Annotated in this window: 21 protein-coding genes and 1 pseudogene; 12 read left to right on the top strand and 10 right to left on the bottom strand. The window is 71.6% G+C overall.

Annotation, left to right across the window (positions count from 1 at the left end; genetic code table 11):
* Positions 1–48 precede the first annotated feature (48 nt).
* The 4 genes from SACE_RS17495 to SACE_RS17480 are packed head-to-tail and all read left to right on the top strand — an operon-like array spanning position 49 to position 3,022.
* Positions 49–1,083 carry a s-methyl-5-thioribose-1-phosphate isomerase gene (locus SACE_RS17495; protein ID WP_009949018.1) on the top strand — a complete coding sequence of 345 codons (1,035 nt, stop codon included), beginning with the start codon at positions 49–51 and terminating at the stop codon, positions 1,081–1,083.
* Positions 1,080–1,802 (top strand): acireductone synthase, encoded by a 723-nt coding sequence (gene mtnC / locus SACE_RS17490; RefSeq protein WP_009949019.1) that lies wholly within the window; start codon positions 1,080–1,082, stop codon positions 1,800–1,802. The genes SACE_RS17495 and mtnC overlap by 4 nt, the downstream gene beginning before the upstream one ends.
* Positions 1,799–2,416 carry a methylthioribulose 1-phosphate dehydratase gene (gene mtnB, locus SACE_RS17485; protein WP_009949020.1) on the top strand — a complete coding sequence of 206 codons (618 nt, stop codon included), beginning with the start codon at positions 1,799–1,801 and terminating at the stop codon, positions 2,414–2,416. Before mtnC ends, mtnB begins: the two co-directional genes overlap by 4 nt.
* Before the next feature lie 33 nt (positions 2,417–2,449).
* Positions 2,450–3,022 carry a 1,2-dihydroxy-3-keto-5-methylthiopentene dioxygenase gene (locus SACE_RS17480; protein ID WP_009949021.1) on the top strand — a complete coding sequence of 191 codons (573 nt, stop codon included), beginning with the start codon at positions 2,450–2,452 and terminating at the stop codon, positions 3,020–3,022.
* 81 nt (positions 3,023–3,103) lie between these two features.
* Here the strand turns inward: SACE_RS17480 and aac(3) are convergent.
* Positions 3,104–3,985: pseudogene (gene aac(3), locus SACE_RS17475) on the bottom strand (aminoglycoside 3-N-acetyltransferase).
* A 165-nt stretch (positions 3,986–4,150) separates the two neighbouring features.
* Complete coding sequence (locus SACE_RS17465) at positions 4,151–4,855, bottom strand: GAF and ANTAR domain-containing protein (RefSeq protein ID WP_009949024.1); 705 nt, start codon at positions 4,853–4,855, stop codon at positions 4,151–4,153.
* A 279-nt stretch (positions 4,856–5,134) separates the two neighbouring features.
* On the opposite strand from SACE_RS17465, the gene SACE_RS17460 reads away from it, so the two are divergent.
* On the top strand, positions 5,135–5,587 hold the full coding sequence (locus SACE_RS17460) for an STAS domain-containing protein (RefSeq protein WP_009949025.1): 453 nt from the start codon (positions 5,135–5,137) through the stop codon (positions 5,585–5,587).
* A 207-nt stretch (positions 5,588–5,794) separates the two neighbouring features.
* On the opposite strand, the gene SACE_RS17455 is transcribed toward SACE_RS17460, so the two are convergent.
* Entirely contained in the window at positions 5,795–6,973 is a 1,179-nt protein-coding gene (locus SACE_RS17455) for a macrolide family glycosyltransferase (RefSeq protein WP_009949027.1), read from the bottom strand.
* A 196-nt stretch (positions 6,974–7,169) separates the two neighbouring features.
* Positions 7,170–7,991 carry a type I methionyl aminopeptidase gene (gene map / locus SACE_RS17450; protein WP_011874080.1) on the bottom strand — a complete coding sequence of 274 codons (822 nt, stop codon included), beginning with the start codon at positions 7,989–7,991 and terminating at the stop codon, positions 7,170–7,172.
* Positions 7,992–8,016: 25 nt separating this feature from the next.
* On the opposite strand from map, the gene SACE_RS17445 reads away from it, so the two are divergent.
* On the top strand, positions 8,017–8,286 hold the full coding sequence (locus SACE_RS17445) for a helix-turn-helix domain-containing protein (RefSeq protein WP_009949030.1): 270 nt from the start codon (positions 8,017–8,019) through the stop codon (positions 8,284–8,286).
* Between the two features lie 90 nt (positions 8,287–8,376).
* Here SACE_RS17445 and SACE_RS17440 read toward each other — a convergent pair whose 3' ends face one another.
* Both SACE_RS17440 and SACE_RS17435 read right to left on the bottom strand, forming a co-directional pair.
* Entirely contained in the window at positions 8,377–9,567 is a 1,191-nt protein-coding gene (locus SACE_RS17440) for an RtcB family protein (protein WP_009949032.1), read from the bottom strand.
* A 521-nt stretch (positions 9,568–10,088) separates the two neighbouring features.
* Positions 10,089–10,499, bottom strand: coding sequence for a hypothetical protein (locus SACE_RS17435; RefSeq protein WP_009949033.1), 411 nt, complete (start codon positions 10,497–10,499; stop codon positions 10,089–10,091).
* Between the two features lie 108 nt (positions 10,500–10,607).
* Between SACE_RS17435 and SACE_RS17430 the strand changes: the two genes are divergently transcribed.
* A complete protein-coding gene (locus SACE_RS17430) occupies positions 10,608–11,555 on the top strand; it encodes a hypothetical protein (protein ID WP_231850021.1) in 948 nt (315 codons plus the stop codon).
* Positions 11,556–11,631: 76 nt separating this feature from the next.
* Here SACE_RS17430 and SACE_RS17425 read toward each other — a convergent pair whose 3' ends face one another.
* The 3 genes from SACE_RS17425 to SACE_RS17415 all read right to left on the bottom strand — a co-directional run bounded on the left by SACE_RS17425 (position 11,632) and on the right by SACE_RS17415 (position 13,702).
* Positions 11,632–12,084: a DUF6314 family protein gene (locus SACE_RS17425; protein ID WP_009949038.1), complete on the bottom strand. Its 453-nt coding sequence runs from the start codon at positions 12,082–12,084 to the stop codon at positions 11,632–11,634.
* Positions 12,071–12,772: a histidine phosphatase family protein gene (locus SACE_RS17420; protein ID WP_009949039.1), complete on the bottom strand. Its 702-nt coding sequence runs from the start codon at positions 12,770–12,772 to the stop codon at positions 12,071–12,073. The genes SACE_RS17425 and SACE_RS17420 overlap by 14 nt, the downstream gene beginning before the upstream one ends.
* A 108-nt stretch (positions 12,773–12,880) precedes the next feature.
* On the bottom strand, positions 12,881–13,702 hold the full coding sequence (locus tag SACE_RS17415) for an undecaprenyl-diphosphate phosphatase (protein ID WP_011874077.1): 822 nt from the start codon (positions 13,700–13,702) through the stop codon (positions 12,881–12,883).
* Between the two features lie 252 nt (positions 13,703–13,954).
* On the opposite strand from SACE_RS17415, the gene SACE_RS17410 reads away from it, so the two are divergent.
* The 3 genes from SACE_RS17410 (at position 13,955) to SACE_RS17400 (ending at position 16,298) form a co-directional block, all read left to right on the top strand.
* Positions 13,955–14,938, top strand: coding sequence for an aldo/keto reductase (locus tag SACE_RS17410; RefSeq protein WP_009949042.1), 984 nt, complete (start codon positions 13,955–13,957; stop codon positions 14,936–14,938).
* A gap of 155 nt (positions 14,939–15,093) precedes the next feature.
* A complete protein-coding gene (locus SACE_RS39760; RefSeq protein ID WP_009949043.1) occupies positions 15,094–16,080 on the top strand; it encodes a YncE family protein in 987 nt (328 codons plus the stop codon).
* The gene (locus tag SACE_RS17400; RefSeq protein ID WP_009949044.1) at positions 16,077–16,298 is read left to right on the top strand and encodes a DUF5703 family protein; all 222 of its coding nucleotides are present in this window, start codon (positions 16,077–16,079) and stop codon (positions 16,296–16,298) included. The genes SACE_RS39760 and SACE_RS17400 overlap by 4 nt, the downstream gene beginning before the upstream one ends.
* Before the next feature lie 4 nt (positions 16,299–16,302).
* Here the strand turns inward: SACE_RS17400 and SACE_RS17395 are convergent, their stop codons facing one another.
* Positions 16,303–17,352 (bottom strand): lipoate-protein ligase LplAB, encoded by a 1,050-nt coding sequence (locus tag SACE_RS17395; protein ID WP_009949045.1) that lies wholly within the window; start codon positions 17,350–17,352, stop codon positions 16,303–16,305.
* A 147-nt stretch (positions 17,353–17,499) separates the two neighbouring features.
* Between SACE_RS17395 and SACE_RS17390 the strand changes: the two genes are divergently transcribed.
* Both SACE_RS17390 and SACE_RS39285 read left to right on the top strand, forming a co-directional pair.
* A complete protein-coding gene (locus SACE_RS17390; RefSeq protein ID WP_009949046.1) occupies positions 17,500–19,062 on the top strand; it encodes an N-acyl-D-amino-acid deacylase family protein in 1,563 nt (520 codons plus the stop codon).
* A 192-nt stretch (positions 19,063–19,254) separates the two neighbouring features.
* On the top strand, positions 19,255–19,416 hold the full coding sequence (locus SACE_RS39285) for a hypothetical protein (RefSeq protein ID WP_193755463.1): 162 nt from the start codon (positions 19,255–19,257) through the stop codon (positions 19,414–19,416).
* The last annotated feature ends 2 nt before the right edge of the window (positions 19,417–19,418 follow it).

Genomic DNA, 19,418 nt, shown 5'->3' with positions numbered 1-19,418 from the left:
GGCGGAGGCCGCCGACCCCTTGTTCGTGACTTTCCATTGAGGACACCGATGACGTTGCCCCCCGAGCACGCCGGGTTGCCGGTGCTGGCCGACAGCGTGCGGCTGGCCGACGACGGTGTGCACCTGCTGGACCGCCGGGTGTTCCCGCTCGAACGGGTGTGGGTGCACGCCCGCACCGCCGAGGACGTCGCCCGGGCGATCGAGCAGATGGTCACCCAGTCCTCCGGTCCCTACTTCGCCACGCTGTGGGGCATGGTGCTGGCCGCGCGGGAGGCGGTGGCCGACGACCCGGCCTCGGCGCGGCAGCGCCTGGCCGAAGCCGGGCGGCGTTTCGTGGCCACCCGCCCCACCAACGACCAGCCCCGCAAGGCCGTGGACCAGGTGCTCGCGGCCGTCGACGCCGACCCGGGTGCGGACGTGGCCGAGGCGGCGCTGGCCGGTGCCCGCGCCGGTGACGCCGACTACCGGCGCCGCAGCACCGAGATGGGCCGGGCGGCCGCGGCGCTGCTGCCCGACCGAGCCCGCGTGCTGACCCACTGCTGGGGCGACCTGTACCTGGTCGGCATGGTCCAGGCCGCCCTGGAGCTGGGCAAGCAGCCGGTGTTCTTCTGCACCGAGACCCGCCCCTACCTGCAGGGCGCGCGGCTGACGGCCGAGACGCTGGACGAGATGGGCGTGGACACCACGCTGATCACCGACGGCATGGGCGCCTCGCTGTTCAGCCGGGGCGAGGTCGACGCGCTGGTGACCGCCAGCGACCGGGTCAGCATGGACGGTCACGTCATCAACAAGGTCGGCACGCTGCAGCTGGCGGTGGCCGCGCACGCCTTCGGCGTGCCTTTCCACGCGCTGTGCCACGCCCCCGACCCGCACTCGCCGACCGGGTCGGACGTGCCGATCGAGTACCGCGACGGCGAGGAGGTGCTGCACGCGCTGGGCCACCGCACCGCCAGCACGCGGGTGCGGGGGCTGTACCCGGCCTTCGACGTCACTCCCCCGCGTTTCGTCACCACCATCGCCACCGACCGCGGCGCCTTCGCCGCCGAGCGCGTCGGTGACTACTGGAAGGAGTCCCAGCGGTGAGCGCGTCGGTTGCCGCCCGGTGGGTCGTGCTCGACATCGAGGGCACGCTGACCCCCACCAGCCAGGTGCACGTGGTGCTCTACGACTACGCACGGCCCCGGCTGGGCCCGTGGATCCATGACCACCCGGAGGACCCGGTGGTGCGCAAGGCCGTCGAGGACGTCAAGTCCGAGGCGGGCCTGCCGGCCGAGGCCACGGCCGAGCAGGTGGTGGCGGTGCTGCACGGCTGGATGGACGCCGACCGCAAGGCCGCGCCGCTGAAGACGCTGCAGGGCCTGATCTGGCAGGACGGCTACGCCCGCGGGGAGCTGACCACCGACTACTTCGCCGACGTGGTGCCGGCGCTGCGGGCGTGGCGGCAGCGGGGCCTGGTGCTGGCGGTCTTCTCCTCGGGCTCGGTGGCCGGGCAGGTCGCCTCGTTCTCCCACACCACCTCCGGGGACCTGCGGGGGCTGTTCGCCCAGCACTTCGACACCGTCAACGCCGGCCCCAAGCGCGAACGCGGCTCCTACGAGGCGATCGCGGCCGCGCTCGGCGCGGCGCGGCCGTTGCAGATCGTGTTCCTGTCCGACGTGCCCGCCGAGCTGGACGCCGCCGCGCAGGCGGGCTGGCACACGGTGGGCCTGGCGCGGCCCGGCGAGCCCTACGCCGACGCCGACTTCGGCTCCCACCCGGCGGTGGGCGCCTTCGACGACATCGACATCGAGGTGGTTTCGTGAACACCGTGGCGCTGAAGGAGGCCGGGGCGGCGCTGGCGGCCGAGTCCGCGCGCTTCGCCGCGCTGGGCTGGATGCGCGGCACCTCCGGCAACCTGTCGCAGACCCTGTCCCGCGACCCGTTGCGGCTGGCGGTGACGGTCAGCGGCCGCGACAAGGGCGAGCTCGGCGAGCAGGACGTGGTCGTGGTCGACGCCGACGGCGCCGCCGTGGCCGACCAGCCGACCCCGCAGGCCCGGCCGTCGGCCGAGGCGGGGCTGCACGCCCGGATCGCGCGGGTCGCCGGGGCGGGCGCGGTGGTGCACGTGCACATGCTGGCGCCGGTGGTGGCCGCGCAACGCTGGCCGCAGGGGGTGGTGCTGCGCGACCTGGAGATGCTCAAGGGGCTGCAGCGCTCGGCCCACGACGACGAGATGACCGTGCCGGTGGTGGCCAACAGCCAGGACATGTCGGTCCTGGGTGATGCGTTCGAGGCGGGTTTCGACCCGGCCACCCCGGCGCTGATCGTGGCCCGCCACGGCGTGTACGTGTGGGGTCGTGATCTCCAGCAGGCCCGGCACCGCACCGAATGCCTGGAGTGGCTGCTGCAGTTCAAGCTGGCCACCGAACAGCGCTAGGGCACCAGAGGAACCGTCGCAGGAGGCGATCGCATGTCATTGCTGACCGTGTGGCCCGACACCGATGCGGGCACGGTGGAGTTGCGCACCGAGGATCCGCAGGAGATCACCGACGTGCTCAAGCAGTTCGGGGTGAGCTTCAGCCGCTGGGAGCTGCGGGAGCTGCCGGAGCGGCCGTCCTCGGAGGAGGTGCTGGAGGCCTACCGGGCCGAGGTGGACGAGGTCATCGAGCGCGAGGGCTACATCAAGGTCGACGCGGCGGTGATGGCGCCGTCGCAGGACCCGCAGTGGCCGGCCCAGGCCAAGGCGGCGCGGGAGAAGTTCCTGTCCGAGCACACCCACGACGATGACGAGGACCGGTTCTTCGCCCGCGGTGCCGGGGTGTTCTACCTGCACATCGGGGACCGGGTGTATGCGATGTTGTGCGAGGCGGGCGATCTGCTGAGCGTGCCCGCCAACACCACGCACTGGTTCGACATGGGCACCGAGCCGGATTTCGTGGCGATCCGCTTCTTCCACGACGACGACGGCTGGGTCGGTGCGTTCCTCAACACCGACACCGCCGAGAAGTTCCCGACTTTCGACGAGTTGATGGCTTCGCGGTAGTCGCGCACGTCGGCGGGTGTGGGGTCGTGGCCTGTTTGGCTGCGGCCCCACATCTGTGTTCGGCGGTCGTTGTGTGGGGCGTCAGGGTGTGGTGGGGGCCGGGTCCGTGTGAGGCGCGGGGTTGAGCCGGCGTTGGATCCAGTCCACGCCGAAGCGCACGACCGCGGCGGCGTCGAACAGGTGGCTTTCGGCGGCGGCGACGTGGGCGCGGGTGCCGATCCCGGCGGCGAGCATGTCGCGGGCGATGACGGTGAACGGCCACTGGTCGCCGGGCACGACCGGGCTGTAGTCGAAGGCGGCGTCCTGGGTGTCGATGTCGTGGAAGTGCTGCCAGGTGCGGCGGCCGTCGACGAGGATGGGCTGCTCGTAGTTGACGTGGCGTTTGCCGGGTGCCTCGGCGAGGGCTTCGGCGTGGTGCAGGATCGTCAGCGAGTCCAGCGGCGCGCCCAGCAGCAGGACCCGCCCGCCCGCCTCGGCCAGGCGGGCCAGCGGGGTGCCGGGGCCGTGGGGGTCGTCCCAGGGGTGCTCGTCCATCAGCGCGTGCGCGCGGGCGCCCAGGGCGGCGAAGCTGGCGTCGGGGTGGCGGCTGCGCACCGAGCCGGGCCGGCGGCGCAGCGCTTCGGGCAGCCGTCCGTTGGCGTGGTCGGCTTCCGACAGCAGCGGGTCGAAGGCCGGGTGTTCGGCGCGCAGCGCGTCCTGCTACGGCTGGGGCCAGTCGGTGAAGTCGTAGGGTGGCGCGTCGTTCCAGCCGCAGGTGACCATCAGCGTCCCCTGTGGACCGACGACGTCCAGCAGCGCGTCGATGACCGTGGTGGTGCCGCCGGCGACGTAGCCCAGCGCCGACATCCGGGTGTGGACCATCACGGTGTCGCCGCGGACAAGGCCCAGCTCGCCCAGGTCGGCGGCCAGGCGGCTGCGGGTGACCGGCCCGCCGCTGCGCCACAGCAGCTGCTGCTCGTCCATGCCGGGCACGGTAGCGGCCTTCGATCCGCGGCGCGCCTGGTTTTCCCGTCCGTCTTCCGCTGCCGGCGGCCCGTGGCTGAACCGGGGGTTTTGGACCGGTGAGCGCTCGAGCGCGTCCGTGGGGTGCCGGTCGTCGGCGGGGGGCGAACCGGGTGCGGTGCGGCCTTAGCGGGCGCCGGGGATCTCCCCGGTGGAGGTGACGTGGTCGGCGATGTCGCGCAGTTTGATGTTGCGGTGCTGGGAGCTCCTCTTGAGCACCTGGAAGGCCTGTTCCTCGTCGATGCGGTAGCGCTCCATGACGATGCCCAGGGCCTCCCCGATCCGCTGGCGGGTGGTGATCGCGGTCTGCAGCTGGGCGTCCATGCGCGCCGAGGAGAAGGCGACCGCGGCGTGGGAAGCCACGACCCAGCCGACCAGCTCGGAGTGCTCGCCGAACGCTTCGGGCCGGGAGGAGTAGAGGTCCAGGGCGCCGTACTCCTCCTCGTCGGTGTAGAGCAGCAGGCCCATCATGCTGGCGATACCGAGGTCGCGGGCGTAGGGGGCGTACTGCGCCCAGCGCTGCACGGAGCCGGTCATGTCGGCGATGCGGTAGACCTGCACGCCGTTGTCGGCGGCGTCGAAACACGGCCCCTCGCACAGCTCGCCCTGCAGCGTGTCGGAGCGGCGGACCAGCTCGGAGGTCGCCGCGGCGGTCTCGACCTGCCGTCTGTTGTGCAGCAGCAGGATGCCGGCGTGCTCGCAGCCGTCGACCAGGTCCACGGCGTGTTCGACGATGCTGTTGAGTGTGTTCTGGACGGTGTCCTGCGACAGCAGGTTCCTCGACATCCGCGCCAGCGCGATCGCCAGCTCCTGATCGCTTGCGGTGTCCATGCTCACCACCTCCCGGGCCCGCGCGCGCCGCGGGCGACTGCCCTCTCGCCTACCCGTCCAGGGGTGTCCTCGACACCGGGCGCACCGGTCCGTACGGTGGAGGGCGTTGGTTGAGCGAGCAGCTGGCATGACCTGAGAGGTCGGGCCGGGCACGCTCCCGCTTTCCTTTCCGCCCACGTCAGGCGGTGTTCTCACGTCCTCGGCCCGCTCCGGTCCGGTGTTGCCTGCCGCTGCCGGGCGGCCGGTGCGCCATTCCTTCGGCGACGAGAGGAGCCAGGCGTGCTCGTGCGCACTCCGGTGACCGAACCCTTCGACGACTCTCCCGGCAGGCGCGGCGGCGGCCGGCCGGCGGTCCACGAGCGCGGGCTGCGGCTGCGCATGGACTTCACCGAGCCGCCGGTGGCGGTGCTGTTCGTCAGCGGCGAGCTGGACGCGGCCACGACCCCGCGGCTGGCCGAGGTGCTGTGGCCTCGGTTGCTGACCGAGCTGCGGGCGCTGGTGATCGATCTCGACGAGGTGGGCTTCCTCGGCGTGGACGCGCTGCGCCTGTTGGCAAGCGCCCACAGCTACGCCTCGCACCGCGGCATCACGCTGTGCCTGACCGACAGCTCTCGCCCGGTGCGCCGGGCGCTGGCCGCGGCAGCGCTTCAGGACGCGCTGCCCTGCTTCGGCGACGTGGACGCCGCCCGCGCGGCCGTGACCACCGCCGAGCGACCCGTCGCACCCCGTTGACCACCATGAATTCCAGGAGGAACACGACCATGACCCAGAACGCATCCACCATCAGGACGCTGCTGCGCGCTGTGCGTGCCGAAGCGGCGACCATGGCCGCCGCCCGCCACCGCTTCCTGCGCCCCGGCACGCGGCCGTAACCCCAAAGCCCGTACAGGGGACCACCGCGCGCCGGATGACCCGGCGGCCCCTGCCGGCTGCGGGGAGTCAGGCCAGGTAGGACTCCAGGGCGTCGGCGCCGGCCCGGGCACCGCCGCACTCGCGCAGCGTGCGCTGCATGTCGGCGAGGTTGGCGCGGACGTCCTCATCGCCCGAGACCTGCTCCACCGCCGCACGCAGCTGCTCGGCGGTGACCTCGTCGGTGACCAGCCGCCGGCCCAGGCCCAGCTCCTCGACCCGCGCGGCGTTGAGCGCCTGCTCGGGCATCTGCGGCACCGCCACCAGCGGCACCCCGTAGTACAGCGACTCCATGGTGGAGTTCATGCCGGTGTGCGACAGGAACACCGACGCCTGGCGCAGCACCGCCAGCTGCGGGAACGACTCGCGCACCTCGAAGTTGGCAGGGGCCTGGCCGAGCTCGGAGACGTCGGTGCCGGCACCGACCGACAGCGCCACCTGCCAACCGCTGCCGCCGAAGGCTTCGAAGCACATGCGGTAGAAGTCCGGGCGCTTGTTGAACGCGGTGCCCAGCGAGATGTAGAGCAGCGGCGCGCCGGGGTCGCGCGGTTCCCACTGCTCGACCTCGCGCTGGCCGAACATCGGGCCCAGGAACCGGAACCGCTCGTCGAAGGAGTCGCCTTCGAGCTGGAACCGGCGGGGCAGGAACGACAGGTTCAGCCCGGCGATGTCGTGCTCGTCGAACCCGGTGCCGGCCGACACGCCGAACTCCTCGCCCAGTTCCTGCAGCTGCCGCACGAACTCGGCGACGTGGGCGGGGTCGAACCCGGCCGTCGGCGTCATCCTCTCGCGCAGCGAGAACGTTTCGTTGGAGGCGAAGCTCGGCATCAGCTTGACCGCGGGCACCTCGTGCTTCCGGGCGGCCATGCGCCCCATGACGGTCATCATGTCGTAGCAGACCGCATCGGGGGTGTCGGCGGCGAAGCGCTCCAGCAGCAGCGGCAGGCTGGTGCGGGTGTTGTCCAGCATCAGCTGCATCATGAGGCGGATCTCGGCGCCGTCGAGGCGGTCGGTCATGGGTGGGACGTCGGGCATGCGGAAGGGCACGTCCAGGATTTCGGCGCCGGCTTTCTCCGCGCCGGCAAGGGACTGGCGCGCGCCGGCGTAGGTGACCCGGTGGCCGCGCCGCACGAGTTCCTCGACCAGGGGGATGGTCGGGTTGATGTGACCCGCGGCGGGCAGGGAGACGAACGCGAAGTGCTTGGTCATGGGTTCCTCACGCGGACGATGGCGGCCGTGGCGAACGCTCGGCGGGCGCTCAGGGTTCGATTATCCCCGCCTCCGACGCTGTTGAACATGTGTTGAATTCAACGTGCGTGCGGGTGGCGCCCGCGGCACCGTGGCGGAATGTCCATTTCGGCCGGTCCGGTTCCGGTGGCCGGATTCCGGGAAAACGGTGGCGGTTTCAGGTGGTGAGCACGCGGGCACCGTGGTCGGTGATCGCGAGGGTGTGCCCGGCGCGCGCCACGCGGCTGCCATCGCCGGTGAGCACGGTGCACCCGTCCTCGGCGGTGCACACCTCGTCGCCGCCGGCCAGCAGCACCGGGCGCAAAAGCAGCACCATGCCCGGACGAAGCGGCGCGCCGCGGCCGGGCCGTCCTTCGCCGGGCACCGAGGGCTCTTCGCGCGGATCGCGACCGATGCCGTGTCCACCGGAGGCGGCGGGGATGCCGTAGCCGCCACTGCGGGCCACGACGCCGAGGGCGTGGGAGAGGTCGCCGATGCGCCGCCCTGGGCGGGCGGCGGCGATGGCGTCGTCGAGCGCCTGGTGGGCGGTCTGCATCAGGGTGAGGTCCTGGGGATCGACGGTGCCGATGCCGACGGTGGTCGCCGCGCGGGCGCACCAGCCGTCGACGCGGGCCAGGCAGTCGATGCCGAGCAGGTCGCCGTCGGTCAGGCGGGTGGCATCGGCCACACCGTGGGCGACGACGTCGTTGACCGACGCCGAGATCGCCGCGCCGGCCGCACGCGGGTGGCCGACCAGCGGCAGCGGCACGGCGGCGTGTTCGCACAGCACAGCGCGGGCCAGCTCGTCGAGTTCGCTCAGCCGCACACCGGCACGTGCGTGGGTGCGCACGGCCCGCAGCGCGGCGGCCACGGCGCGGCCGGCCTCACCCAGCGCGTCCAGTTCCCCGGTACTCCTGAGCTCGATCAACCCCTGCCACCCCATCGGCACCGGTATCCCATCCACTCCGGTGTCCCGCGACCGGCGAGCTGGACCGGGCATCCGCGGCGACATTACTATCACGCGCATGGTGCGTGTTCCGCTGAACCAGCACGAACGCGACCGGGGCGAACACCTCGGGCGGATCCTGCGCGAGGCCCGCGGCGGACGCAGCATGATCGAGGTCGCGGCGTGCTCGGGCATCTCGGTGGAGACGCTGCGCAAGATCGAGAAGGGCCGCATCCCCACCCCGGCGTTCTTCACCGTCGCCGCGATCGCCGAGGCGGTCGGGCTGTCGCTGGACGCGCTGCGCGACACCCTGGCCGAGCAGGAGCCCCGGCCCTCCCTGACAGCCTGATCTGCCCTCCTTCCACTGCGGGCCGCTGGGACCGCGAGTCTTCCGGCCTGCCACAGGCTCACGGGCTCGGGCGATGTCGGCTCGTCGTGGTCAGCCCTTGACGCAGACGACCTGCTTGAGGTGGGCCACGACCTCCACCAGGTCGGTCTGGGCCTGGATCACCTCGTCGATGTCCTTGTAGGCCGCCGGGATCTCGTCGACCACACCGGCGTCCTTGCGGCACTCCACCCCGGCGGTCTGCTCGGCCAGGTCGCGCGCGGTGAAGGACTTGCGGGCCCTGGTACGCGACATCCGCCGGCCGGCACCGTGGGAGGCCGAGGTGAACGCCTCGGTGTTGCCCAGTCCCCGCACGATGAACGAGCCGGTGCCCATGCTCCCGGGGATGATGCCCAGCTCCCCGCTGCCCGCGCGGATGGCGCCCTTGCGAGTGACCAGCAGCTCCACGCCGTCGTAGGTCTCCTCGGCGACGTAGTTGTGGTGGCAGGAGATCGGCTCGTCGAACCGCGTGCCCGCCACGGTGTCGGCCAGCGCCCGCTGCACCAGCGACACCATGACCGCGCGGTTGCGGCGCGCGTACTCCTGGGCCCAGAACAGGTCCCGCCGGTAGTGGCGCATCTGCGGCGTGCCCGCCACGAACACCGCCAGGTCCCGGTCGGGCAGGTCGGCGTTGTGCGCCAGGCCCTTGGCGATCTCGATGTGGCGCTCGGCCAGCTCCTTGCCGATGTTGCGCGACCCCGAGTGCAGCATCAGCCACACCCGCCCGTCGTCGGCGCCGCCCTGCTCCAGGCACACCTCGATGAAGTGGTTGCCGCCGCCGAGGCTGCCCATCTGCGCCAGCGCCCGCTCCCGCCGGTTCTGCACGCCCTCGTGCAGGTCCCCGAAGCCGCGCCAGAACTCGTCCCAGTCACCGGTGCCGGCCACGCGACGGACGTCCACGGGGTGGGTGTGCATGCCGAAGCCCACCGGCACCGCCGACTCGATCCGCGAACGCAGCCCCGAGAGGTCGTCGGGCAGGTCGGCCGCGCGCAACGAGGTGCGCACCGCGCTCATCCCGCAGCCGATGTCGACCCCGACCGCCGACGGCGAGACCGCGTCGCGCATGGCGATCACGCTGCCGACCGTGGCTCCCTTGCCCAGGTGCACGTCGGGCATCACCGCCACGCCGTGCACCCAGGGCAGGTCTGCGATGTTGCGCAGCTGGCGCATGGCGGCGTCCTCGACCCGGCGCGGGTCGGCCCACATGCGGATGGGCACCCGGCTGCCCTGCACGGCGGTGAACACATCGTCCTCCCTGATCGGGCCACCACCGGATCCGCGGTGGTGGCGAACGAAAAAGCGGCAGCCGCCGGGGTCGCTCGCCCCGGCGGCTGCCACTGCTGGACTCGGTGTGGATCAGCGTGGTGGTCTCGCGCGGCGACCGGGGGCACGGCGGCAGGCCTGCCGTGGTTGCTGTGCGGTGACCACGGGTGCCTCCTCCCGGTGCGGCGCGAGCTGCCAGGCGGTGATCATGCCGGTCCGCCGGGTTCGACGACAACCGAATTCCCCGGATCCACCGCGCCCACACCCGCCACGTCCGGTGACCGCGGCACCGCCCTGCGCGATCACCGCATAGCCCTGATCGACACGTGCCCCACCTCACACATCGGCTTCCGCGAGCTCGTGCGCTCGAAAGATCCGACTCGCCCGGGCGTGTCGATCACCGATTCGGACACGGGAAGATCACGCATTCGCTACGATTCGGCGGCCAGGTCGGGGTTGGCTACGAGATGCACGCGAGGAGAGTCGGCGACGTTGTCTTCGGATCACCCCGGTCTGCTGCGCCGCTGGTGGTGGAAGAGCCCGCTAGCCGCGCGGCTGGTCCCCGCCTCGGGACTGGTCGCGGCGGTCGCCTTCACCGCCGTCGGTGCCCTGCCCGACCCGGCACCCGCCACGGCACCGGCCGCGCGCCACCTCGCCCCGGCCCCGGCACCCACCAGCGCTCCGGTGCTTCCTCCGGCGCCCTCGCCGACCACACCGCCTCCCCCGGCGCCGCCGCCGGAGACCACACCTTCCGCGCCACGGTCGACCACCACCACGACGACCGGGGAGCCGTCGAGCCCGGCGCCCACCACGACCACACCTCGCCCGGCCCCGCTTCCGCCGCCACCACCACGGCCGCAACCGCCGGAGCCGACCACGACGACCACCACCGAGGAGGCGGTCCCGGTGGTCACCCCCGGCAAGCGCTGCGAGCGCCAGGGCGATGCCGGCCGCACCTACGAGGGTGCCGCGGCCAGCTGCCAACCCGACGACGACGGCGATCTGAGGTGGACCACGCAGTGGTGAACGACTCCCGCCCCACCGGGGCCCTGCACCTGCTCGAACACGGCCCCTACGCGCCGCGCTGCCCGCACGGCCACGGCCCGCTGGCCGCCACCACCGACCCCCAGGCGCCCACCGGCGCGGCCATGGTCTGCCCCACCTGCGGCGCCCGTCGCGGGCTCGAGGTCACCATGCTGAGCACCCTGCTCAACCCCGGCGGCCCGGCCTCCCGCTTCGACGTCCCGCTTGCGGTCGGCCCCGACACTCCCTCGCCATCCTCGACTGAGCAGACCACCGAGATCCCCGTGGTCAAGGAGCCCGTGCTCGCCACCGACGAAATCGCTGAGGCCGACGAGCCCACCGCGCCCGAGGAACCCGCCGGGGCTCAGGCAACAGCCTGCGTACCGCAGACTCCCGCCGCCGGACCCGACGAGCCGTCGGCAGCCCTGGCCGACGACGACACCCAGCGGCTGCTACTGGACACCCTGTGGAAAGCCCGCGCCGAAGGCACCCGCGACGACATCGAGGAGCCGGTCACCGCGCCGCGCAGCCCGACCCGCGGACAGCGCCGCGACGGCATCATCCGCACCACGGGCTGGCTTCAGATCGGCGGGCGCATGGTCAGCTCCGGCCTCTGGGCGCTGCTGGCCGGGCTGGCCCTCGGTCTGGCTCTGCTGCCGGTCTCGCCGTGGTTCGCGGCGGCGCTGCCCCTGGCCTTCTACCTCGTCTGGCGCGTGAGCACCCGCTGGATCTGGCCCGCCACCCGCGCGGTCAACCGCGGCCGCGCCCCCGCCGAAGAACTGCTGCCCGGCACGGCCGTGCGCCTGCACGGACCCATCGGGCCCGTCGGCATCGTCGAACGCGTCCAGCCCGCGCGCCGCGACCGCGTCCGCATCGACTACGAAGGCGGCACCCGCCGCGTCGTGCCCGCGGGCACCCGCTGCCACCTGGTCGAGCTCCGCGACTAGGGAACGTCAGGCTGGTCGAGCTGCGCGACTAGGGAACGTCAGGAGTCACCGAACACGACGGGCGTGCAAGGCAGCCCTAGGAACCGCCGGGCTCCCGGACGAAGTCGGTGAACAAGGCGTGATCCTTGGCCGGACCGACCACAGTCCACTCCTGCCGCCACCGGTCGCGGTCCCACACCCGGAACTCACCCCGGTACTCATCGTCCCGGCACGGATGGCCCACCCGCCACAGCCCGGTCCGCAGGTCCAGGTCGTGGAAGAACGTGCCGTAGTCGAAATACACATCGGCGCGCCCCTCGCCGGACACTCGGTAATGCAGGCACCGGTGCGCCGGCCCCCGATGCGCCCCCAGCTCCAGCAGACCCTCCTCCCGGAACTCCAACCCCCACTCCACCGGCGAGAACACCGCCACACCCGAGAACGACCCGATCCGCACCCCCGCGGCATCGACGATCTTCCGCTCCAGCCGCCAGCGCCCCCCGAAGAACCCCACCAGGTCCCGCACACCCCACAGCTCAGGCTCCGGCACCCGTCGAACCCCCCACCACCGCATCAGACGACGACGAACCCGAGTCCTCTTCCTTCGGCGGCAGCAACCCCGACACGTCCCCACCGGTGTCGTTGACCCGCAACACGAACGGCCGCGTCTCGGTGTAGCGCACCACGCTCACCGAACACGGATCCACCACGATCCGCTGGAACCCGTCCAGGTGCAGCCCCAGCGCATCGGCCAGCACCGCCTTGATCACATCACCATGGCTGCACGCCACCCACACCGCGTGCGGCCCGAACTCGCCGCTGATCCGCCGATCGTGCTCACGCACCGCCTCCACCGCCCGCGCCTGCACCTGCGCCAGCGCCTCCCCACCCGGGAACACCGCCGCCGACGGATGCTGCTGCACGACCTTCCACAACGGCTCCTGCGTCAGGTCCTTGACCGCCCGGCCCGTCCACTGCCCGTAGTCCACCTCGGCCAACCGGTCCTCCACCGCCACCGGCACACCCAGCTTCTCGGCCAGCCCCGCCACCGTGTCCTGGCACCGCTGCAACGGCGAAGCCACCAACGCGCTCACCGGAATCCCCGACAACCTGCCCGCAAGCCCCTCGGCCTGCACCCGCCCCGTCTCGTCCAAACCCACACCGGCGGTACGACCCGCCAGCGTCCCGGAACCGTTCGCCGCCGACCGCGCGTGCCGCAGCAGGATGAGAGTCGCCACGCCGCCGAGGGTAGGCCCACCACCACCGGCCACCCCACACACCCCGGCGCACGAAAAAAGGGCGGCCCGGCGCAACGCACCGGACCGCCCCACGGCCACCTCACCCGATCACGGCTGGATGACCCCGAAACCGAGCAGCCCGAACAGCACCAGACCCAGCACGATCCGATACCACACGAACAGGTACACGCTGTGCTTCTGCACGTACCGCAACAACCACGCGATCACCGCGTACCCGACCACACCGGCCACCACCGTCGCCACGATCATCTGCGCACCCGTCGGCTGCAGACCGTGCGCACTCGGCTCGAATACGTGCGACACCTCCGACACCCCGGCGGCGAACACCGCCGGAATCGCCAGCAGGAACGAAAACCGCACGGCCGTCGGACGGTCCAACCCCAGCGACAGACCCGCCGTGATCGTCCCGCCCGAACGCGACACCCCCGGGATCAACGCCAACGCCTGCGCCGACCCCATCAACACGCCGTCCCGCATCGTCAACTTGTCATGACCACGCCGCTGCGCACCGAACCGCTCGGCCAACCCCATCAGGATCCCGAACAGGATCAACATCGCACCCGTGATCCACAGGCTGCGCAACGCACCCCGGATGTAGTCCTGGAACAGAAAACCCAGCACACCGATCGGCAAGCTGCCCACGATCACATACCACGCCAACCGGTAATCCTGCGTCCTGCGCACCTCGGCGTTGACCAGACCGCGGAACCACGTCACCACCAACCGCACGATGTCGCCGGCGAAGTAGATCACCACCGCCAGCTCCGTGCCGATCTGCGTGACCGCGGTGAACGACGCACCCGCATCCGAGCCGAAGAACAACTTCGACACGATCGACAGATGCCCGGACGACGAAATCGGAAGGAACTCAGTGAGCCCCTGGACCACGGCGAGCACCATGGCCTGCAACCACGACAACTAAACCCACTCCAGCACGATCGAGAGATTTCCTGTGCGGCACCGGCCCCACGCGCCGGCCACCTCGCTCCTCCGGCCAGAGATCTTGCAGTATCGCCTTCACCCACCCGGTAGCGGCCCGCCCTTACCAGCCCCACGACCGCGCCACCCCAGCACACACCGCGTGACCCGCACCACCACCGAAACGCCGACCGACCACACCATGAACCCACCACGACCACGCAGCGAATACGCTCCAACACCGTGGAACACCGACAGCTCGGCCGCAGCGGCCTGCGCGTCTCCCGCCTCGCCCTCGGCACCATGACCTGGGGACTGGACACCGACGCCGAACAGGCCGCCGACCAGCTCGTCACCTTCCACGACGCCGGCGGCACCCTCGTCGACACCGCCGACGTCTACCAGGACGGCCACAGCGAGGAAATCCTCGGCGACCTTCTCACCACCGTCCTCACCCGCGACGACGTCGTCCTGGCCACCAAAGCCGTCGCCCGCCGCCACGACGGACCCTTCGGCGGCGGCGCCTCCCGCGCCGCACTCCTGTCAGCCCTCGACGGCTCACTGCGCCGCCTGCGCACCGACCACATCGACCTCTGGCAACTGCACGCCTGGGACCCCGCCGTCCCCCTCGACGAAACCCTCGCCGCCCTCGACACCGCCATCACCAGCGGCAGGGTCCGCTACGCCGGCGTCTCCAACTACGCGGGCTGGCAACTGGCCACCGCCGCCACCCACCAGCAAGCCCACCCCACCCGCACCCCACTGACCTCCCACCAAGCCGAATACTCCCTGGTCGAACGCGGCATCGAACGCGAAGCCCTGCCCGCCGCCACCCACCACGGCATCGGCACCCTCGCCTGGGCCCCACTCGGCCGCGGCGTGCTCACCGGCAAATACCGCAACACCACCCCCGCCGGCTCCCGCGGCGCCGACCCCCACCTCGCCAGCTACGTCGACCACCACCGCACCCCACGCGCCAACCGCATCGTCCAGGCCGCCGCCACCGCCGCCGAAGGACTCGGCACCACACCGCTGACCGTCGCCCTCGCCTGGGTCCGCGACCGCCCCGGCATCACCGCCGCCATCATCGGCACCCGCACCACCACCCAGCTCAAAGCCGCCCTCAACGCCGAAGAACTCACCCTGCCCCCAGCCATCCAAGCCGCCCTCGACGACGTCAGCGAACCCGAACAGGGCTACCCCGAACGCGGCCCCGCCCGCCGCTGACACCACCCACCGACCGGACCAACCCCCTACCCCGAACGCCACCACCGATGTCAAGCTGGAAGTTCGCCCCCACCCACACCACCACCCCCACATCGGGGATGCTGGACGCAGCACCGCACCGCACCCCGCGGGCACGCAGAACCGGGAGGTCCTCGTTGCGTCGTCTGGCAGCCACCTGCATCACCGCGTCACTCGCGCTCACCGGCTGCGCGGCCAACACCCCCAGCGACCCCCTCCAGGTCACCGCCCAGCTCAGCGCCGCCACACCCGCCACCGCACCACCCACCCAGCCCCCGGCAGGCACGATCCTGCCCACCCCGGCAGCCCAGCACAGCGCCTACGACACCACCACCCACACCCTCATCACCGCAGGCGGCCCCACCCTCACCCTCACCGACACCCGCGCACCCGGCGGCGCCCCACGCACCATCGGACTGCCCGGCACCCCCGCCGCACTCCACGCCACCGGCGGCACCCTGCTCGCGGCACTTCCCGACCAGGACCTGCTCGCCCGCACCGACCTGCGCACCGGACAGACCACCACCACCCACGTCCCCGGCGGCCCCACCGACGCCACCACCCTGCCCGACGGACGCACCGCAGTCGCCCTGCGCACCACCAAGACCGTCACCATCCTCGACGGCAACCGCGCCACCACCACCGCCACCGGCTTCCAGGGCCCCGCCCAACTGCTCACCACCGGCAACGACCTCTACGTCCTGGACCGCCTCACCACCGCCATCACCCCCGTCGACCCCGCCACCGGCGAAAAAGGCGCAGGACTACGCGCAGGCGACGGCGCCACCAACGCCGTCACCGACCGCTACCACCGCATCCTCACCGTCGACACCCGAGGCCAGGAACTCCTCGCCTTCTCCGTCGGCCCGCTGATCATGAAACAGCGCTACCCCGTCCCAGGCGCCCCCTACGACATCGCCTACGACCCCCACCGCGACCTCGCCTGGATCACCCTCACCGCGACCAACGAACTCATCGCCTACGACATCGCAGGCGGCGAACCCCGCCAACGCCACCGCCTGCCCACCGTCCACCAACCCGACTCGGTGACCGTCGACCCCGACACCGGCGAGGTCTACGTCACCTCCGCGACCGGCCAAGGAACACAGGTGGTGAAAGTGTGATCGACAACGCCGAAGGAACCCACGACCAGGACTGGGAGTACCGGCCGCTGCGCCTGCCCCCGGGAGTCACCCGCCGCAACGCAGCGACCCAGCTCAGCATCCACGCCGAGTTCGCCGGATGGGAACTCTCCCGCGTCCTGCTCTACGCCGACGGAACCCGCAAGGTCTGGCTGCGCCGCCGCCGCAGCACCCCCGGCGTCCCCGAACTGCTGACCTGACCCGTCACGGCACCCGGCCCAGCCACTGCGCGGTCCCGAACTTCGCGGCCACCAGCTCCTGCGCACGCAGCCGCTCGGCCTCGGTCACCGCACCCCCGGACAACCCGTAGCGCTGACCGAACCCGGCGATCAACCGCGCGATGACCTCCTCCCGCGCCAACCCCGTCTGCCTGCGCAGCGGATCCACCCGCTTCTTCGCGCTCGCCACACCCTTGTCCGACAGCTTCTCCCCGCCCACCCGCAGCACCTCGGCCATCTTGTCCGCATCGATGTCGTAGGACATCGTCACGTGGTGCAACACCACCCCACCCGACACCCGCTTCTGCGCCGCACCACCGATCTTCCCGGTATCCGAGGCGATGTCGTTCAACGGCTGGTACCACACGTTCAACCCCAGCTCCCGCAACACACCCAGCACCCAGTCGTCCAGGAACGCATACGACTCCGCCATCGACATCCCCGCCACCAACGACACCGGCGCGTACAACGAGTACGTCACCGTGTTGCCCGGCTCCACGAACATCGCCCCACCACCGGTGATCCGCCGCACCACCTCCACACCCAGACGTCGCGCACCCTCCGCGTCCACCTCGTTGCGCACCGACTGGAAACTCCCGATGATCACCGCCGGAGCGGCCCACTCCCAGAACCGCAACGTCGGCGGCCTGCGACTCGCCGCCACCTCCTCGGCCAGCACCTGGTCCAACGCCATGTGCATCAGCGGCGACTGCGGACCGTCGTGCACCAACCGCCAGTCGTGCTCACCCCAGTCGCTGGCCCGCGTCACCGCCCGCCGCACCGCGACCGCCACCGCCTCCGCGCTGAAGCCCGCCATCCGCACCTCAGGCCCCAGTCCACTGTGGATGCGCCGCACCAGCGACTCGGCGTCCGAACCCACCGCGGCCCCCTCCAGAGCCCGGTTGATGTCCTCCAAGGCCTCATCCGGCTCCAGGAAGAAGTCCCCGCTCAACCGGACCCGGGCCAACCGCCCGTCCTCGACGTCCACGTCGACCACGACCAGCTTGCCACCCGGAACCTTGTACTCACCGTGCACCGCGCACCCCCACCGAACGACCAGCCCTGCCAACACACACGAACACCAGCACCCGGCACGTATTCCCGCCACACCACGCGCCCCCGGCACCGCACCGGGGCAAGATGAACGAGGACACCGCGGGCACGCGAAAGGCGGTACCCAGCCGTGAACCCCACGCTCACCGACACCGCACTGCTCACCGGAGCCCTGCTCGCCGACGGAACCGGCCGCCCACTGCGCCCCGCCGACGTCCTGGTCCTCGAAGGTCGCGTCGCCGCCGTCGAACCCCCAGGCGTCCTGCCCCGCACCCACCCGGCGCGCGACCTCACCGGACTCGTGCTCGCCCCCGGCTTCATCGACGTCCACTCCCACGCCGACAACGCCGCCCTGCTCGACCACGACGACACCACCAAGATCCTGCAGGGCGTGACCACCGAGATCGTCGGCAACTGCGGCTTCAGCCTCGCACCCAACGACCCCGCCCGCACCACCACCCTCGCCACCTTCCTCCAGCGCATCTTCCCGCCCATCGACCTCACCTGGACCGGCTTCCACGACCTCTACGCCGCCACCGACACCGCCGGATACGTCACCAACCAGTGCCCGCTCATCGGCCACGGCACCCTGCGCATCGCCGCCACCGGCATGAGCGACGCCGCCCCCGACGACCACGCCCTGCGCACCATGCGCGACGCGCTGGAAGAAGGCATGACCGCAGGCGCCTTCGGCCTCTCCAGCGGGCTGATCTACCCGCCCGCCGTCTTCGCCACCACCGGCGAACTGCTCGCGCTCGCCGAAGCGCTCGGCGGCGACGGCCTCTACGCCACCCACATGCGCGACGAAGGCTCCGGCCTGCTCGACTCCGTCGACGAGGCCCTGCGCATCGGACGCGCGGCCGGCCGCACCCACATCTCGCACCTGAAGGCCGCGGGCGCCGAGAACTGGGGAACGGTTCCCGAGGCACTCACCAAGCTCCAGGACGCCCGCCGCGACGGACACCCCGTCATGCAGGACGTCTACCCGTACACGGCGTCCTCGACCATGCTCACCGCCACCCTGCCCAAGCACTTCCTGGCCTGCGAGGCCGACGAACTCGTGGCCAGGCTCGACAGCTCATCGGGCCGGACCGAGCTCGCCGAGGCCAACCGCGACCGCGACTGGGACACGATCCTCATCGCCACCACGGCCAGCCATCGCCACGAAGGCCGCACGATCGCCGAACTCGCGGCCGAACAGGACGCGCGGCCCGTCGATGTGCTGGCCGACATCCTCGTCGGCGAACGGCTGCGCGCGTCCATGGTCCACTTCTCCATGCACGAGGACGACCTCGTCGCCGCGCTGGCCGACCCGCACACCGCCATCGGCTCCGACGGTCTCCCGCCGGGAATCGGCGGCAAGCCGCACCCCCGCCTTCACGGCACGTTCCCCCGCGTCCTCGGCCGCTACTGCCGCGAACGCGGCGTGCTCTCGCTGCCCGAAGCGGTGCGCCGGATGACCTCGATGCCGGCGGAAGCCTTCCGCATCCCCGAACGCGGCCTGGTCGCCCCCGGCCACATCGCCGACCTGGTGGCCTTCAACGCGACCACCGTGACCGACGTCGGCGACTACCGGGACCCGGTCCACCCGCCCGCGGGCATCCCATGGGTCGCACTGGCCGGCTACACCGTCGTCGACCACGGGATGTATGTCGGCCTCCGCAGAGGTCGACGTCTCACCCCGGCCTGGTGAGTGCTCATTCTCGTTGCTGGTCTTTGTTTTTGGTGATCTTGGATTGATTTTAGTCAACACTGAAGCAATGAATGCATTCAAACTCAATGGGTGCACGAGGTCGGTTCGTCCTACTTGTGGAGTATCGAACGTGCGAACCGCCTGCCGACCGAGCAATATCGACAGATGGTTCCCCGAACGAGAGGTGCCGGAATGGAACGCTCCGACTCCCCCTCTGCTGCTCCTCCCCAGCACCTGCTCCCCGCGGAGCTGGCACCGCGGCCCAGAGACCCCCTCTCCCCCGAGCGGCGCGTGCCGGTCACCACCGAGATCGACGAGTTCGACGAGAGCCACCTGATCCGCGGCTACGACTGAGC

The sequence above is a fragment of the Saccharopolyspora erythraea NRRL 2338 genome, from assembly GCF_000062885.1.
GTDB classification, from domain to species: domain Bacteria; phylum Actinomycetota; class Actinomycetes; order Mycobacteriales; family Pseudonocardiaceae; genus Saccharopolyspora_D; species Saccharopolyspora_D erythraea.
This window is presented reverse-complemented; position numbering and strand designations above follow the sequence as displayed.